The sequence below is a fragment of the Actinoallomurus acanthiterrae genome, assembly GCF_054775715.1.
Genome location: NZ_BAAHCO010000001.1, coordinates 5,178,328 through 5,194,093 on the forward strand (window position 1 = coordinate 5,178,328; position 15,766 = coordinate 5,194,093).

The 15,766-nt window shown below is 71.8% G+C and carries 10 protein-coding genes; 6 read left to right on the forward strand and 4 right to left on the reverse strand.

The genetic code is table 11. The features are described 5' to 3' along the window. Positions 1 to 41: 41 nt before the first annotated feature. Positions 42 to 1,046 carry a lysylphosphatidylglycerol synthase transmembrane domain-containing protein gene (locus tag ACYVF7_RS24660; RefSeq protein WP_460345064.1) on the reverse strand — a complete coding sequence of 335 codons (1,005 nt, stop codon included), beginning with the start codon at positions 1,044 to 1,046 and terminating at the stop codon, positions 42 to 44. Further along, on the reverse strand, positions 1,043 to 2,197 hold the full coding sequence (locus ACYVF7_RS24665) for a class I SAM-dependent methyltransferase (protein WP_460345067.1): 1,155 nt from the start codon (positions 2,195 to 2,197) through the stop codon (positions 1,043 to 1,045). Before ACYVF7_RS24665 ends, ACYVF7_RS24660 begins: the two co-directional genes overlap by 4 nt. Before the next feature lie 306 nt (positions 2,198 to 2,503). Here ACYVF7_RS24665 and ACYVF7_RS24670 point away from each other — a divergent pair, with 306 nt between their 5' ends. Both ACYVF7_RS24670 and ACYVF7_RS24675 read left to right on the forward strand, forming a co-directional pair. Next, positions 2,504 to 3,271, forward strand: coding sequence for a CDP-alcohol phosphatidyltransferase family protein (locus ACYVF7_RS24670; RefSeq protein ID WP_460358092.1), 768 nt, complete (start codon positions 2,504 to 2,506; stop codon positions 3,269 to 3,271). A 307-nt stretch (positions 3,272 to 3,578) separates the two neighbouring features. Beyond that, positions 3,579 to 4,940 (forward strand): beta-1,3-glucanase family protein, encoded by a 1,362-nt coding sequence (locus ACYVF7_RS24675; protein WP_460345070.1) that lies wholly within the window; start codon positions 3,579 to 3,581, stop codon positions 4,938 to 4,940. 146 nt (positions 4,941 to 5,086) lie between these two features. Here ACYVF7_RS24675 and ACYVF7_RS24680 read toward each other — a convergent pair whose 3' ends face one another. Further along, positions 5,087 to 6,097: a LacI family DNA-binding transcriptional regulator gene (locus ACYVF7_RS24680; RefSeq protein WP_460345073.1), complete on the reverse strand. Its 1,011-nt coding sequence runs from the start codon at positions 6,095 to 6,097 to the stop codon at positions 5,087 to 5,089. Positions 6,098 to 6,538: 441 nt separating this feature from the next. On the opposite strand from ACYVF7_RS24680, the gene ACYVF7_RS24685 reads away from it, so the two are divergent. Then, on the forward strand, positions 6,539 to 10,090 hold the full coding sequence (locus ACYVF7_RS24685; protein ID WP_460345076.1) for a choice-of-anchor D domain-containing protein: 3,552 nt from the start codon (positions 6,539 to 6,541) through the stop codon (positions 10,088 to 10,090). A gap of 43 nt (positions 10,091 to 10,133) precedes the next feature. Here the strand turns inward: ACYVF7_RS24685 and ACYVF7_RS24690 are convergent, their stop codons facing one another. Next, on the reverse strand, positions 10,134 to 11,369 hold the full coding sequence (locus ACYVF7_RS24690) for a right-handed parallel beta-helix repeat-containing protein (RefSeq protein WP_460345079.1): 1,236 nt from the start codon (positions 11,367 to 11,369) through the stop codon (positions 10,134 to 10,136). Between the two features lie 490 nt (positions 11,370 to 11,859). Between ACYVF7_RS24690 and ACYVF7_RS24695 the strand changes: the two genes are divergently transcribed. Genes ACYVF7_RS24695 through ACYVF7_RS24705 form a run of 3 tightly spaced genes read left to right on the forward strand, consistent with a single transcriptional unit; the run spans position 11,860 to position 15,760 of the window. Continuing rightward, a complete protein-coding gene (locus ACYVF7_RS24695) occupies positions 11,860 to 12,606 on the forward strand; it encodes a GntR family transcriptional regulator (RefSeq protein WP_460345082.1) in 747 nt (248 codons plus the stop codon). 48 nt (positions 12,607 to 12,654) lie between these two features. Further along, positions 12,655 to 15,477 (forward strand): FAD-binding and (Fe-S)-binding domain-containing protein, encoded by a 2,823-nt coding sequence (locus tag ACYVF7_RS24700; protein ID WP_460345085.1) that lies wholly within the window; start codon positions 12,655 to 12,657, stop codon positions 15,475 to 15,477. Positions 15,478 to 15,508: 31 nt separating this feature from the next. Next, positions 15,509 to 15,760: an FAD-dependent oxidoreductase gene (locus tag ACYVF7_RS24705; protein ID WP_460358095.1), complete on the forward strand. Its 252-nt coding sequence runs from the start codon at positions 15,509 to 15,511 to the stop codon at positions 15,758 to 15,760. Positions 15,761 to 15,766 lie beyond the last annotated feature (6 nt).

Below are 15,766 nucleotides of genomic sequence, written 5' to 3' on the forward strand. Positions count from 1 at the left end.
GGCGGCGCCGACTATATCCACGGACGGATTCCGGCGGTGGTTCACCCGTCGATCCCCGCGTCGCCGAACCGGCGCGGCACCGGGCGTACGGTCCGGGCTCGCGTGAGCCTCGGCCATGTCCTCACCAGGGCCGGCCACAGCAGCACGCCGGCGCCGGGCAGGCTCGCGACGAAGGAGAGCACCCCGTACACCACCGCGATGGTGAGGCCCTGGGCGGCGCCCAACCCCGCAGTGCCGAACGCCAGTGCCGCCATTCCCTCGCGCGGTCCCCATCCGGCGACGTTCACCGGCAGCCCCATGGCCAGCAGTGTCACGACCATGGGCGGGAGCAGCCGGGCGAACGACGCGGTCGATCCCGCCGTACGCGCGGCCACCAGGAAGAGGACCAGGTGCCCGGCGAACGCCAGCACCGACAGCAGGACGACGCCCGGCCAGGCGTCGCGGGCGAGGAGCCCGCGCCGCAGATCGCGAAGGGAGTCGGCGGACGCGCGTCGCCATCGCGAACCGCTCCGCGTCCGGCGGTCCCCGGCGATGACCGCGACGACCGACACGACCAACATCGTCGCCGCGACCGCCGTCCCGGCGATGGTGAGGGCCTCACGGAACCGCGGCGGAACGACCGTGGGCCGGGCGGCCAGCACCACGCCGGAGACGGCGACGACCACCACCTGACCCGCGGCGCGTTCCAGCACCACCGCACGGACACCACGGCCGACGTCGCCCTCCTGCCGGCCGTGCCGTACCGCGCGGTGCACGTCGCCGAGGACGCCTGCGGGCAGCACCCCGTTGAGGAACAGCGCGCGATAGTAGTCCGCGACGCCGTTCCGCAGGGGCAGCCGGAGACCGAGCCGCCGGGCCACGAGGCACCAGCGCCAGGCGGTGAGCACCGTCGTGATCAGGCCGATCGCGAGTGCCGCGCACACGGCGCGGAGGTCGATCACGCTGAGCCCGTCCAGGACCGCGCGGGTTCCGAGTCGCCACAGGAGCAGGCCGATGACACCGGCGGCGGCGAGTGTACGGAGCCAGGCCCAGACGGAGCGCTTCACGACCGGCCCGCCGGAGGAAGCGCGAGAAGGTCGTCGTGGCCGATGACGACCTGGAGCGCGCCGGCCGCGCACGCGGCGAGACGCCGGCGCAGGTACGCCTCGGCGGGGCCTGCCATGTCCGGCCGCTGCTCGACGGCGGACGCGACCCAGCCTCGGAGCCACTGCGCGGTCAACTCGGCCTGCGCCGGCCCGAGCCGCCAGGGGCTGGGCCGACGGTGGACCACCATGCCCGACCGTTCGAACGCGGCCGTGGCGGCGTCGGCCGCGTCCGGGCCGAGCAGGCGCCGGGCGACGGGTCCGGACGGCCGGGACGGCGTTCCGGAGCGGGCCGGCCGGGACGGTTCGGGCACCGCGCGGGCAGACGGCTCTGGGGGCGAGTCGGCCGGCGCCTCGGAAAGGGCCTGCGGCGACGGATCGGATGCCACCCCGGGAAGCGCCGGTTGGGACGGATCGGGTCCTGCTCCGGGCAGGGCCTGCTGGGACGGATCGGGTCCTGCTCCGGGCAGGGCCTGCTGGGACGGATCGGGTCCTGCCCCGGGAAGCGCCTGCTGGGACGGGTCGGGCGCTGAAGAGGTCTGCGGGGGACGGGCGGCGGGGGCGGTGCCGTCGCCGACCGTACGGCGCTGGTGGTCGTCGAAGGCGGCGGCGAGTTCCGCGTCGAGGGGGTCGGTGGGGAGGAACTCGACCTTCCCGGCGACGGTCAGTGTCAGCAGCGTGGGGCATCCGGCGCGTGCGCACACCGAGGCCAGTCCGGCCACCTCCTCGGCGGTGAGCAGGTCCAGCAGCGCGGACGCCGTCACCAGGGACGTACCGGCGAGATCCGTCGCGCGCAGGTCGGTGGCGTCGCCCTGCTCGAGGGTGACCGTGACGGGCGCGCCGTCGGCGGACGTCTCCGGTGGGCGCGTGACGGCCTCGGCGAGGAGCGCCGGATCGCGGTCGTGCAGGATCCAGCGCTGGGGACCGGGCAGCCGTCCGGCCAGCCAGCGTCCCATCGAACCCGTGCCGCATCCGAGATCCCTGATGGTCAGCGACGCGTCGGCCAGGGACGGGATGAGCAGGTCGACGAGTTCGGCGTTGCGGGCGGCCGCGTCCGCGTCCTCGCGTAGGTCCAGCCATTCGACGGCGTACCGGGTGACCGCGGCCTCGCTCACGCGCCGCTCCGAAAGACCGCTACCGCCGGAGGGCGGCATCGCCTGGACCGGCGGCGGGCTCGGCAACCGGCCGCCGTACCTCCTCGATTCGTACGCCATGCCCTCTTACACGATCATTCGCGGCGATCGGTTCAACATCGGCCCGATTCTCCTCCAGTGCCAGTCCGGTGGTCTGATGCGGGGTGCCGGACCATCGCGAACTCTGCCCCGTGCCGACGGGCGGCTCGCGCCGGAGTAGATTCCGCCGAACCGTTTGAACCTCCGATGCGTGTACCCCCAAGGAGGTGCGGAATGGTCGTGAGAGACATGGTTGAGGTAGTCGACCGGATCGAGACGGAACGTCCCGGTCCCGTCCGCGTCGCGCGGCGAGCGACCGGCCGGTGGCGTTTTCCGCCGGGCCCGCTGGTCGGGGCGATGGCGCAGCCGGTGCTGTTCGCCGTGCTGACCGTGACGACGGGGCTCGGTCTGGTGGGCTGGCTGGCCGGCGTGGCGTATGCGGCGACGCTGGGTTCCGTCCTCGGCCGCGCCCTGCGCCGCCGCGGCCGCCGGTCCCTCGCCCCGGCCGACCACGTCACCCTGGTGCGGGCGCTGCTCGTCGGGTGCGTCACCGCGCTCGTCGCGGACACCGTGCGCACACCGGCGCCGATCGCCCCGCTGGTCGCGATCAGCGCGGTGGCGCTGGCCCTGGACGCCGTCGACGGGCGGGTGGCCCGGCGCACTGGCACGGCATCCCCGCTGGGCGCCCGCTTCGACATGGAGATCGACGCCTTCCTGATCCTCGTGCTCAGCGTCTTCGTCGCCACTTCGCTCGGCGCGTGGGTGCTGGCGATCGGCGCCATGCGGTACGCCTTCGTGGCGGCCGGGCTGCCGCTGCGGTGGCTGCTCGCGCCGCTGTCGCCGCTCCGCTCCCGCAGTGTCGTCGCCGCTCTCCAAGGGATCGTGCTGACGGTCGTCGCCGCCGGGGTGCTCCCTCGCCCGGTCGAGATGACCGTGACGGCGCTGGCCCTGGCGGCGCTGGTGTGGTCGTTCACCGCCGACATCCTCCGGCTCCACCGCAAGCGCCGCGCGGCCTGAGCCCCGCGGCGTCCGGGGCCGCCGGACAACCGAATCATCGGCCTAATGGTGGGGCGGACAACAAATCCCCTGGCCAGGCCATATGGCCCATCGGCCCAACGACCAGACGTCCCCGTTGTTGCCGAAACGTTATCTGTCAACGCTCTTGACTGTCCCGGGAAAGAGGTCCACCTTCTCTCTGAGAGCGCTCTCAGTAGGCAGCTCCGCCGATGCCCGGCGGAGGTTGCGACCCGCCCCCGCCACATCGCGACGCCGTCCGCGCACCCGGTCGTGCGCCGCGTCTCCCTCTGCCAGAAAGGGAGCCCTCATGCAATCCATCCCCCGCCCGGCGGTACGCCGCCGTACGCCCGCGCACGCCCTCCTCATCGGCCTGGCCGCGATCCTGCTGTTCGCCGCCCAACTCGTCACCTCCACCGCGTCACCGGCCAGGGCCGCCGCCTGCGGCGGGTCCAACGCGGCGCTGAACCGGCCCGCGACCGCGTCCTCCACCGAGAACTCCGGCCTGCCAGCCTCGGCCGCCGTGGACGGCAACGCCGGTACGCGCTGGTCCAGCGCCTTCAGCGACCCGCAGTGGCTGCAGGTCGACCTCGGCTCGTCGCAGCAGATCTGCCAGGTCGTGCTCACCTGGGAGGCCGCCTACGCCACCGCGTTCCAAATCCAGGTCTCCGGGGACGGGACGAGCTGGACGACCATCTACAGCACCACGACCGGCACCGGCGGCACGCAGACCCTCAACGTCACCGGCACCGGGCGGTACATCCGGATGTACGGCACGGCCCGGGGCACGCAGTACGGCTACTCGCTCTGGGAATTCGCGGTCTACAGCGGGACGACCACGACGCCACCGCCGGACTCGTTCTGGGGTGACACGAGCACCATCCCCGCCGCCAAGAACGTCCTGATGTTCAAGATCCTCAACCGGACGAACGGCAAGTACCCCGACAGCCAGGTCTACTGGAGCTGGGGCGGCCAGACGCACTCCATCGCCGAGCAGCCGTACATCGACATGCCCGCGAACTCCGCCGGCCGGATGTACTTCTACCTCGGCTCGCCGACCAGCCAGTACCGGGACTTCATCGAGTTCACGATCGGGCCCGCGGTGTTCAACGGCAACACGACGCGCGTCGACGGGTTCGGCCTGAAGCTGGCGATGCGGCTGCACGCCAAGGACGGGTACGACGCGCAGGTGGGGGAGGACCAGGCCACCTTCGCCGAGGACCGCGCGGCGACCTTCCAGCGGTTCCAGAACGAGGTGCCGACCGAGTTCAAGCACCTGGCCACGGTCCAGGCCCCGTACTACATCCCCGCGCCGGGTAGTGACAGCGACTTCCGCGCCGGCGGACAGTACGCGAACTACTTCACGAGCTACGCCCAGTCGGTCGGCGTGAACGAGAGCACCTCGAACATCACCGGCTGCGCGGGCTCCCTGGCGGGCAATCCCGATATGTGCGCGGCGCTGAACCGGCACGTCGCGCAGCTGCCCCAGTCGCAGTGGTCCGACCCGAGCCAGTACTACAAGGCGGCTCCGGCCAACTACTACGCCAGGTTCTGGCACGACCACGCGATCAACCACCTGGCCTACGGCTTCCCCTACGACGACGTCGCCGGCCAGTCCTCGTTCATCTCCCACGGCGACCCGCAGTACCTGCTGGTCGCCGTCGGCTGGTGACCGGAACGCCTCCCGTCTGACCGACCACGGGGTCGTACGGCCCGCCCCGTACGACCCCGGCAAGGAGCACACATGCACCTCGAACGGGTTCACCCGGCCACCGGCTCGTGGAGAAAGCAGCCGGACGGAGATCCACCGGACGCGCCCTACGCCGACGCGCGGACGACCAGCTCGGTGGGCAGCGTGACGACCGGCTCGATCTCCTCGCCGGCCACCAGCCTCAGCACTTGACGGGCCATCCGGCGGCCGATCTCGTCGATCGGCTGCCGGACGGTCGTGAGCGGTGGTTCGGTGTCCCGGGCGAGGTCGATGTCGTCGAAACCGACGACCGCGACGTCGTCCGGGACGCGCCGCCCCGCGCGGCGCAACGTCTGGAGTGCGCCGCTCGCCATCAGGTCCGACGCGGCGAACACCGCGTCGAGGTCCGGTTCGTCCGCGAGCAGCCGCCGCATCGCCTCGGCGCCGGAACCGGTCGTGAAGTCGCCGACCTCGACGACGGGCCGCCGCCGCTCCTCCCGCAGGGCCACTCGGTAGCCGCCCAGCCGGTCGATGCCGGCGACCATGTCCGGCGGGCCGGCGATCGTGGCGATCCGGCGGCGCCCCGTACGGAGGAGGTGGCGGACCGCGGCGACCGCGCCGCCGTGGTTGTCGACCCCGACGTACGGGACGGAGACGGGCCCCAGCGGCCGCTCGTTGCAGACCACCGGGATCCCGATCCGGGTCAGCGCCACGGGCAGCGGATCGGCGTCGTGCAGGGAGGCGAGCAGCACACCGTCGACGTGGTGCGCGGCCGCCGACCGTTCGACGCGGGCGCGGCTCGCGGCCGACCCGGCCAGCATGAGCACGAGTTGCTTGTCGGCGGCCTCCAGCTCCTGACCGACCCCGTGGACGAGACCCGCGAAGAAGCGGTCGGCGGAGAACACCCGTGTCGTCGGCTCGGGCACCACCAGCGCGATCAGGTCGGTGCGCCGGGTCACCAGGGTCCGCGCCGCGGGATTCGGCACGTAGCCCAGCTCCTCGATGGCCCGCCGCACCGACTCCTCACTCGCCGTCCGCACCGACAGGCCGTTGACCACCCGGGACACTGTCGCCCGCGAGACACCGGCCCGCGCCGCGACGCTCTCCAGCGTCGGCCGTTCGCCTTCTGGCCGCCCCATCCGGGATCCCTTCTCTCCGCCGCCGGGCGCACACCGGCGCGCGAGCCCCCGGTCATCGTCGTGACCGCCACTGACGACCGTCAACCCGCGTCCCGGAGCGGGACGTGCCGGGAGCGATCAGGCGATGTGGCCCGTCCGGCAGTCGTTGTTTTTCTGGACTCTGAGCGAAAGATGCAGCGATTTGTTTGCTTATTGCGCTGAGGTGTCAAGGGAGTTACCGTCCCTGTAACACGCCTCACCCCGCCATCCGACCCCGCCCCCTCACGGCCCTCCATCCGGACCACCTCGCGTGCCGGGCGACCGCACCGGCCCGTACGGCGAGGTCCGATGCCGGGGCCCGCTCCGGCGTGCCGTCTCGCCGCCTCCGCCCCGTCACGTCGGCGAGACGAGCGGACCCCTCCAGGTCCGTGACCTCATGGGGCCTCACGAGAGTGAGCAGCCATGTCCCGAAAGCCCGCCAGACGCGGGGCCCGTCTCCGCATCCTCCTCAGCGCCGCGCTCGCCGCCGCCGGCATCGTCACGGTGTCGGCGAGTCCGGCCGGCGCGGCCGCGAAGGGCGGTGTCGGCGCTACACTGCCGTACGTCGAGGTCCAGGCCGAGAACTCCGCCACCAACGGCACGGTCATCGGCCCGAGCGCCGCCTACAACACGCTTCCCGCCGAGGCCTCCTACCGCAAGGCCGTGACCCTGCAGGGAAGCGGCAAGTACGTCGAGTTCACCACCCCGGTCGCCACGAACTCGATCGTCTTCCGCTACAGCATCCCGGACAGCTCGAACGGCTCGGTCTACACCGCGCCGCTGTCCTTCTACGTCAACGGGACGAAGCAGAGCGACTTCACGCTGACCAACGCGTACAGCTGGTACTACGGCGGCTACCCGTTCACGAACACGCCGGGGAGCAACCCGCACCACTTCTACGACGAGGCGCACCGGCTGTTCTCGACGACGTACCCGGCGGGCACGAAGTTCCGGCTGCAGGTCGACACGGGGGACACCGCCTCCTCGTACACGGTCGACTTCGCCGACTTCGAGAACGTCGCGGGCGCCCTGTCGCAGCCGTCCGGCTCGGTCTCGGTGACCAGCAAGGGCGCCGACCCGACCGGCGGCGCGGACTCCACCGCCGCGTTCAATTCGGCGATCTCCGCGGCCGGGTCCGGCGGCACGGTCTGGATCCCCGAGGGAACCTTCAAGATCCCGGGCCACCTGATCCTCGACAACGTCACGATCAAGGGCGCGGGCATGTGGCGCTCCACCGTCGTCGGCGCGGCGCCCGGCTTCTACGGCAATTACGCGCCGAACGGCAGCAGCGGCGTCCATCTCGCGGACTTCGCCATCTTCGGCGACGTCCAGGAGCGCAACGACGGCGCCCAGGTGAACGGCATCGGCGGCGCGCTGAGCAACTCCACCGTCGACCGCGTCTGGATCGAGCACGAGAAGGTCGGCGCCTGGATGGACGGGCCGATGTCCAACCTCGCCTTCAGCGGCATGCGGATCCGGGACACCACGGCGGACGGCATCAACTTCCACGACGGCGTGACCGGGTCGAAGGTGACGGGCAGCGACCTGCGCAACCTCGGTGACGACGGCCTGGCGACCTGGTCCGACACCAACGCCGACGCGAACGACTCCTTCGACCACGACACGGTGCAGTACCCGATCCTCGCCAACGGCATCGCCATCTACGGCGGCCACGACAACACCGTCGCCGACAACCGGGTCATCGACGCCGGCCTCACCCAGGGCGGCGGCATCCACGTCGCCCAGCGCTTCTCCTCGACGACGCTCGGCCGTACCGACGTCCTGCGCAACACGATCATCCGGTCGGGCAGCCTCGACCCGAACTGGAACTTCGGCGTCGGCGCCCTGTGGTTCGACGCTCGGGACGCGGCGATGAGCGGCCAGGTCAACGTCGACGACATCCTCATCCAGCAGAGCCCGTTCGAGGCGATCCAGTTCGTCTCGGGCTCCAGCATCACGAACGTGTCCATCAACAACGCGACCATCCAGAACACCGGAACGTGGGTCGTCCAGGAGCAGGTCGGCGGCTCGGTCAAGATCACGAACAGCACCGCCACCGGGACGCAGGCGCCCGCGGCGGTCTACAACTGCGGCGTCGGGTTCACGCTGACCGACGGCGGCGGCAACTCCGGCATCTTCGGCTCGACGGCGTGCCAGAACATCACCAACCCGACGTTCCCGCCGTACCTGCCGGACAACGGCTCCCAGATCTCGATCAGCCCGACCTCGGTCGGCTTCGGTTCGGTGGCCACCGGCTCGTCCAGCGCCGCGCAGAAGGTCACCGTCACCAACACCGGCACCGCCGCGGCCCCGGTCGGATCGATCAGCACGAGCGGCGACTTCGGCCAGACCAACGACTGCGGAAGTTCGATCGCCGCCGGCGCGTCCTGCACGGTCAGCGTCACGTTCACGCCGACGGCGACGGGGTCGCGCACGGGCAACCTCACCATCACCGCGTCCGGCGTCACCAACACCGTCCCACTGTCCGGTACGGGCGTGGCACCCGGGCCGATCCTCAGCCCCGACCCGGCCGCCCTCTCCTTCGCCGGAACGATCGTCGGTAGCTCCGCGCCGACGCAGGTCGTGACGGTCACCAACACGGGCACCACCTCGGCCACGATCTCCGGCGTCACCGCGAGCGGTGACTTCGGCCAGACCGACAACTGCTCGACGCTCGCGGTCGGCGCCTCCTGCACGGTGACCGTCAAGTTCACCCCGAGCGCGTCCGGCACCCGTACCGGCAACGTCACGATCACCAGCAACGCCAACAACAGCCCGACGACGGTCGCCCTCACCGGCAGCGGAATCGGGACCGACACCAACATCGCCCGCGGCAAGCCGGCCTCGGCGAGCAGCGAGGTGAACAGCGGTTTCACGGCGGCGAACGCCACCGACGGCGACGCCAACACCTACTGGGAGAGCGCGAACGGCTCCTTCCCGCAGTGGCTGCAGGTCGACCTGGGCGCCCAGTACACCGTCGGCAAGGTGACCCTGAAGCTCCCGCCGTCGAGCTCCTGGGGCACGCGTACGCAGACCCTCTCGGTGCTCACCAGCACCGATGGCTCCGGTTTCAGCACCGCCGTGGGGTCCGCGACGTACACCTTCACCTCGCCGACCAACGTGGTGAACATCCCGACCCCCGCCACGGACGCCCGCTACGTCCGCGTCAACGTCACCGCCAACTCGGGCTGGCCCGCGGGCCAGGCCTCCGAACTCGAGGTCTACCCCAGCGGCGGCAGCTCGCCCGGATCCGGGAAGCTGAGCGCCGACCCGTCCTCGCTCACCTTCGGCGACCAGGCGGTCAACACGACCAGCGCGGCGAAGGCCGTGACGATCAGCAACACCGGCACGGGGGCGGCGTCGCTGTCCTCCGTCGTGACCTCCGGTGACTACTCCATGACCAACAACTGCGGCAGCTCACTGGCCGCCGGCGCGTCCTGCACCGTTAACGTGAGCTTCCGGCCCACGGCGAGCGGCACGCGGACCGGCACGCTCACCGTGCACAGCGACGCGACCAACAGCCCGACCACCGTCGCGCTCACCGGTACCGGCACGGGCTCCACATCCACCGACCTCGCGGCCGGCAAGCCGACCAGCGAGTCCAGCCACACCGACGTCTACCCGTCGAGCAACGTCACCGACAACGACCAGAACACCTACTGGGAGAGCGCCAACAACGCCTTCCCGCAGTGGGTCCAGGTCGACCTCGGCTCCGCCCAGAGCGCGAGCCGGATCGTCCTGCAACTGCCGGCGTCCTGGGGCGCGCGCACCCAGACGCTGTCCATCCTCGGCAGCACCGACGGCTCGAACTTCACCACGGTCACGTCGTCGGCGAACTACACGTTCGACCCGTCGAGCAACAACACGGTCACCATCCCCATCACGACGGCGCAGCGGTACTTCCGGCTGAACGTCACGGCGAACAACGGATGGCCTGCCGGCCAGATCTCCAGCTTCCAGGTCTGGAACGGCTGACCCTCCGGGGTGGCCCCTGGACGAGGGGCCACCCCGAAACCCGTCAGTCCTGGATGAGGTCGAACTCCTCCCACGGCCCGATGGCCGTACGGTTCGCGATCAGCGCGGACGTGCCCGCGTTCTCGGCCGTGACGTACTCCCCGTTGGCGTGGGCGCGCAGGCTGATCACCTGACCCGTCGGCGGGTGCTCGGCGACGCCGAGGACGTACGTCAGTTGGGCGCTGGTGAACTCCGGCTGCAGGGTGCTGGAGGTCGCGGACTGCACCTGGAAGCGGCCCGGCGCCGACACCGTGCCGCCGCAGCCGGCGTTCGGCGTGCCGACATGGATGGAGCTGTCGGCGTTGCCGGTGACGGTCCAGTCGCGGACGCCGTTGACGGCGTAGCCGTAGCCCATGTGGGCGCCGCGCAGCGTGTTGCCGGTGACCGAGGCGCCGTAGTTGGTACCGGTTCCGCAGCCCCAGACCTGCGGGCCCATCGCGATGCCGACCTTGATGAAGGCGCTCTGCGCGTCGATCGTGTTGCCGGTCACGGTGGTGCCGGTGTAGTTGCCGTTCATGGGCGCGTAGTCGACGAGGTTGATCCCGCCGAGCAGCGTGCGCGTCGTGGCCGTGATCGTGTTGTTCTTCACCGAGGAGCCGGGCGCGCCGAAGATGACGATGCCGCCGTCGGTGGCGTCCTGGACGGTGTTCCCCTGGACGGTGCTGTTACCGCAGGCCAGCGAGATGCCGTCGGCCCACGTGCCGCTCGGGGTGTCGGTGCCCGCGGGGCCGATGGTGTTGTTCAGGATCTTCGCGCCCTGGCAGGCCGGCGTGCTGTTCGTGACGGTGCCCTCGATGAAGTGCAGCGTCGACCAGCTCCGCGTGTCGTGCGCGTAGACGTTCTGGACGGTCTGGCCGGTGCCCGAGGCGCCCATCTCCATCAGGGCGCCGCCGTCCAGCCGGCCGAGCGTGGGCCGTCCGCCGTCGATCTGGATGTTCTGCACCGTCACGCCGGACTGGTCGGTGCCGTTGATCGCCGTGGTGAGCGAGCCGGACAGCTTGAGGGTGGCCCGGCTGTCGTCGGTGGGCAGGCCCTGCGTCTCGATCCGCTGGTTCGGGGCCGTGAATCGGATCGAGTCGCTCAGGGTGAAGACCGCCCCGGGGCACAGGACGGCGGCCGAGCCGGACCGGGTGAGGGCGGCGTTGATGGCGGCGTCGGTGCCCGACGGGATGCAGGCCGCGGCGGCGCGGGCTCCGGTGGCCGTAATCGGCACGAGCAGCGCCGCGACGGCCGCGAGCATGGACAGGAACGGTACGGATCTTCCGCGGGCTGACATTCACGCGATCCTTCCTTGCGGGGAATGGGGGATCGTGCAAGGTGAAGAAGGTGAGCCTGGGCCCGAGGCGAGGCCACCCGATCGCGCCGGAGACCCTCTCCCTGATCGCCGGCGGATGGGTGGCCTCGCCCTGTCCCCTCCTAACGGGAAGGTCTGCGGACCGCACGCCATGCGGGTCCGGCCACACCTGGCGGGGTGGAAGGCGGGGCATTGCGCGTAAGGCGGGGCAGAGGCGTTAGCGCCCGCAGCACTGAGAGCGCTCTCAGGCAGAGTGACGCCCATCACAAGAGTCAAGGACATCCGATCTTTGAGTAATTCTTGACAATATACTGCAATCTCTGCATAAGTTCGCGAAAAATGTACGCAGTCTCCGATCGGAGCCCGCGATGAGAAGATGACCTTGATCGAGGTCCACGGACGATCACGGTCGGTTTCAGGTGGGTAGCATGCGAGCATGCCGCCCACCCGCGAGCACACCGAGCTCAAGCTGCAGCCGTTGCCGCACGCGTCACGGTCGCTGGCCGAGCAGGTGATCTCCGAGGTGCGCCGGGCGGTGCACACCGGCGCGATGGTCCCCGGCCGGCTCTACTCCGTCTATCAGGTGGCCGAGCAGCTCAACGTCTCCCGGAGCCCGGTGCGCGAGGCGCTGCTGCGGCTCGCGGACGCGGGTCTGGTGCAGGTCGAGCGCAACCGGGGCTTCCGCGTCGTGCTGCCGCACCCCCGGGAGATCGTCGAGATCTTCGGCGTACGGCTGGCGCTCGAGCTGCCCGCCGTCCACCGGGTCGCCGGCGGCGACCCCACCGAGCTGACCGAGTCGCTGGGCGTGACCATGGCGGAGATGGCCGCGGCGATGGAGGCCGGTGACGAGACGCTGTTCTTCCACTTGGACCAGGCCCTGCACGACCACATCCTGGTCGCGGCGGGCAACAGCCGGGCCCGGGCGATCGTCGGCGGCCTGCGCGACACCATGCGCATCCTTGGCACGTCGACCGACGACCGGTCCCGCACCCTCCGGCAGGTGCACGAGGAGCACGAGCCGATCGTGGCCGCCGTCGCCGCCGCGGACGCCGAAACCGCCGTACGCGCGATGCGGGCGCACCTGACCAACACCGGCCTGATCCTGGCCCGGCAGGCGGCCCGGGCCCAGGGCGAGCCCGTCGACGTGGACGCGCTGTGGGCCTCCATCGTCGACCAGTCCTGACCAGGGGCTGCGGGCTCCCGCGGTGAGGTCGCATGTAACATGCTACTCATGGATCGGGCTGCCACCCTCGCGACCGAGCTGCGGCGACGCGGCCTCACCGACGTGCTCACCGACTCCACGTCGCGGTCGGCGTTCTCGTCTGACGCCTCGCTCTACCGGGTTCCCCCGCTGCTGGTCGCCCGGCCCCGATCGGCCGAGGACGTGGCCGCCGCGGTCGAGCTGTGCGCGCGCCACGAGATCCCGCTGACCGCCCGCGGCGCCGGCACGTCGGTCGCCGGCAACGCCGTCGGCCCCGGGCTCGTGCTGGACTTCAGCCGCCACATGCGGAAGGTGCTGCACGTCGACCCCGAGGCCCGGACCGCGGTCGTCCAGCCCGGCGTCGTCCAGGCCGAGCTGCAGCGGGCGGCCGCCCCGCACGGGCTGAGGTTCGGCCCCGATCCCTCCACCCACACGCGCTGCACGATCGGCGGCATGATCGGCAACAACGCGTGCGGGTCCCGCACGCTCGGCTACGGCCGTACCTCCGACAACGTCGCGGCCCTCAAGGCCGTGACCGGCACCGGCACGGCGCTCGACCTGCCGGCCCGGCTGGGCGAGCCGGGGGCGGGCGCCCCCGCCGAGCTCACCGCGCTGCACGAGCTGGCGAACGCGAGCCTCGCCACGATCAGGACGGAGTTCGGCCGGTTCGGGCGACAGGTGTCGGGCTACGCGCTGGAGCACCTGCTGCCGGAGCGGCGGTTCGACGTCGCCCGCCTGATCGTCGGCAGCGAGGGCACCCTTGCCGTGCTGACCGAGGCGACGGTGACGCTCGTGACCGACCCGGCGCACCGGGTCCTGGTTGTGCTCGGCTACGACGACATCGCCGCCGCCGGAGACGCCGCGCCCACCGTGCTGAAGCACCTGCCGACGGCCTGCGAGGGCATCGACGCGCGCATCGTCGACGTGGTGCGCACCCGGCGGGGCCCAGGCGCGGTGCCGCCGCTGCCGCGCGGGGCCGCGTGGCTGTTCGTCGAGGTCGCCGGGGACGACGAGGCCGAGGTGCTCGAGCGGGCCGGGCGGGTGGCCGCCGGCCGCGACGACGCCCTCGTCGTCACCGACCCGGCAAGGGCCGCGGCGCTGTGGCGGATCCGGGAGGACGGCGCGGGCCTGTCCGGCCGCAGCCCCGCCGGGCTGCCGGCGCACGGCGGCTGGGAGGACGCGGCGGTGCCTCCGGAGATGCTGGGCCGCTACCTGCGCGACTTCGAGGCGCTGATGGGCGAGTTCGGCGTGACCGGCCTGCCGTACGGGCACTTCGGCGACGGCTGCCTGCACATCCGGATCGACTGGCCGCTGGACCGGCCGGAGGGGCCGCAGCGGTTCCGCGGTTTCCTGGAGGCGGCGGCCGGGCTGGTCGCCGGCTACGGCGGTTCGCTGTCCGGCGAGCACGGCGACGGCCGCGCCCGCAGCGAACTGCTGCCGCTGATGTACTCCGAGGCGGCCATGGAGCTATTCGGCCGGGTGAAGGGCATCTTCGACCCGGGTGACGTGCTGAACCCCGGCGTGCTGGTGCGGCCCCGCCCGGTCGACGCCGACCTGCGGGTCCCCGCCGCCCGCCCCGTACGGAAGAACCTCGCCCTGGCCTACCGCCACGACGGCGGCGACTTCGGCCAGTCGGTGCACCGCTGCACCGGCGTGGGCAAGTGCCGCGCGGACAACACCGCCTCCGGCGGGGTCATGTGCCCGTCCTACCTGGCCACGCGGGAGGAGAAGGACTCCACGCGCGGGCGGGCCCGCGTGCTGCAGGAGATGGTCAACGGCTCGCTGGTCGACGGCGGGTGGCGCTCGCCGGAGGTCCACGAGGCCCTCGACCTGTGCCTGTCCTGCAAGGGCTGCGCCTCGGACTGCCCGACCGGCATCGACATGGCCGCGTACAAGTCCGAGGTGCTCCACCAGAGCTACCAGGGACGGCTGCGCCCGGCCTCCCACTACTCGCTCGGCCGGCTGCCGCTCTGGGCGCGGCTGGCCGGCCGGATGCCCCGCGTCGTCAACGCCGCGCTGCGGGTGCCGGGCCTGCGACGGGCGGCGCTCGCGGTCGCCGGGGTCGACCGGCGGCGCAACCTGCCCGAGTTCGCGCCCCGGACGTTCCGCGAGTGGTTCGAGCGGACCCGCGGCGAGCGCCCGGTGGAGGGCCGTCCGGTCATGCTGTTCGTCGACACGTTCACCGATCACTTCGCACCGGAGGTCGGCCGCGCGACCGTCGCAGTGCTGGAGGCTGCGGGCTACGTGCCGCAGATCAGCGAACGCCGCCAGTGCTGCGCCCTCACCTACATCTCCACGGGCCAGCTCGACGCGGCCAAGAAGATCCTGGGCCGTACGGTCGCCGAGCTGGCCGAGGCCGACATGCCGATCGTCGGGATGGAGCCGTCCTGTACGGGGGTGCTGCGCTCGGACGCGCTGGAGCTCCTCGACGAGTCGGTGGCGGCCCCGGTGGCGGAGCGGACCCGCACGCTGGCCGAGCTGCTGGCCGAGACGCCGGACTGGCGACCGCCCTCGTTCGACGGGACGACGGTGGTGGCCCAGCCGCACTGCCACCACCACGCCGTCATGGGCTGGGACCAGGACGCCCGGCTGCTGAAGGAAGCGGGCGCGGACGTGCGGCGGCTCGGCGGCTGCTGCGGACTGGCCGGCAACTTCGGCGTCGAGAAGGGCCACTACGAGGTGTCCGTGGCGGTGGCCGAACACCAGCTGCTGCCCACGCTCCGCGACGCGGACGAGGAGACGGTCGTCCTCGCCGACGGCTTCTCCTGCCGCACGCAGATCGCCGACCTGTCGCCCCGGCAGGGGGTCCACCTCGCCCAGCTCCTCGCCGAACGCTTGGGCGACGCGCAGTAGGACAGCGGGACTTCGAGACAGGCCCTGGTCGCTGACGGCGCCTGGTCGCGGGTGGGCGGGCCGGTACGAGGTGGCGCCCGACCACAACGCGAACATCGGCACCGCCCTCGCCGGGTTCATCCACGCCACCGGCTTCTCCGGCCACGGGTTCCCGATGAGCCCGGCGGTCGGCGAGGTCGTCCGCGACCTCTACCGTGGCAGGGAGCCGTTCGTCGGCGTCTCCGGCTTCGACGCGCGCCACTTCGCCCGTACCGGGGCCAGGCCCGAACGCGACATCGTCTGACGAGAG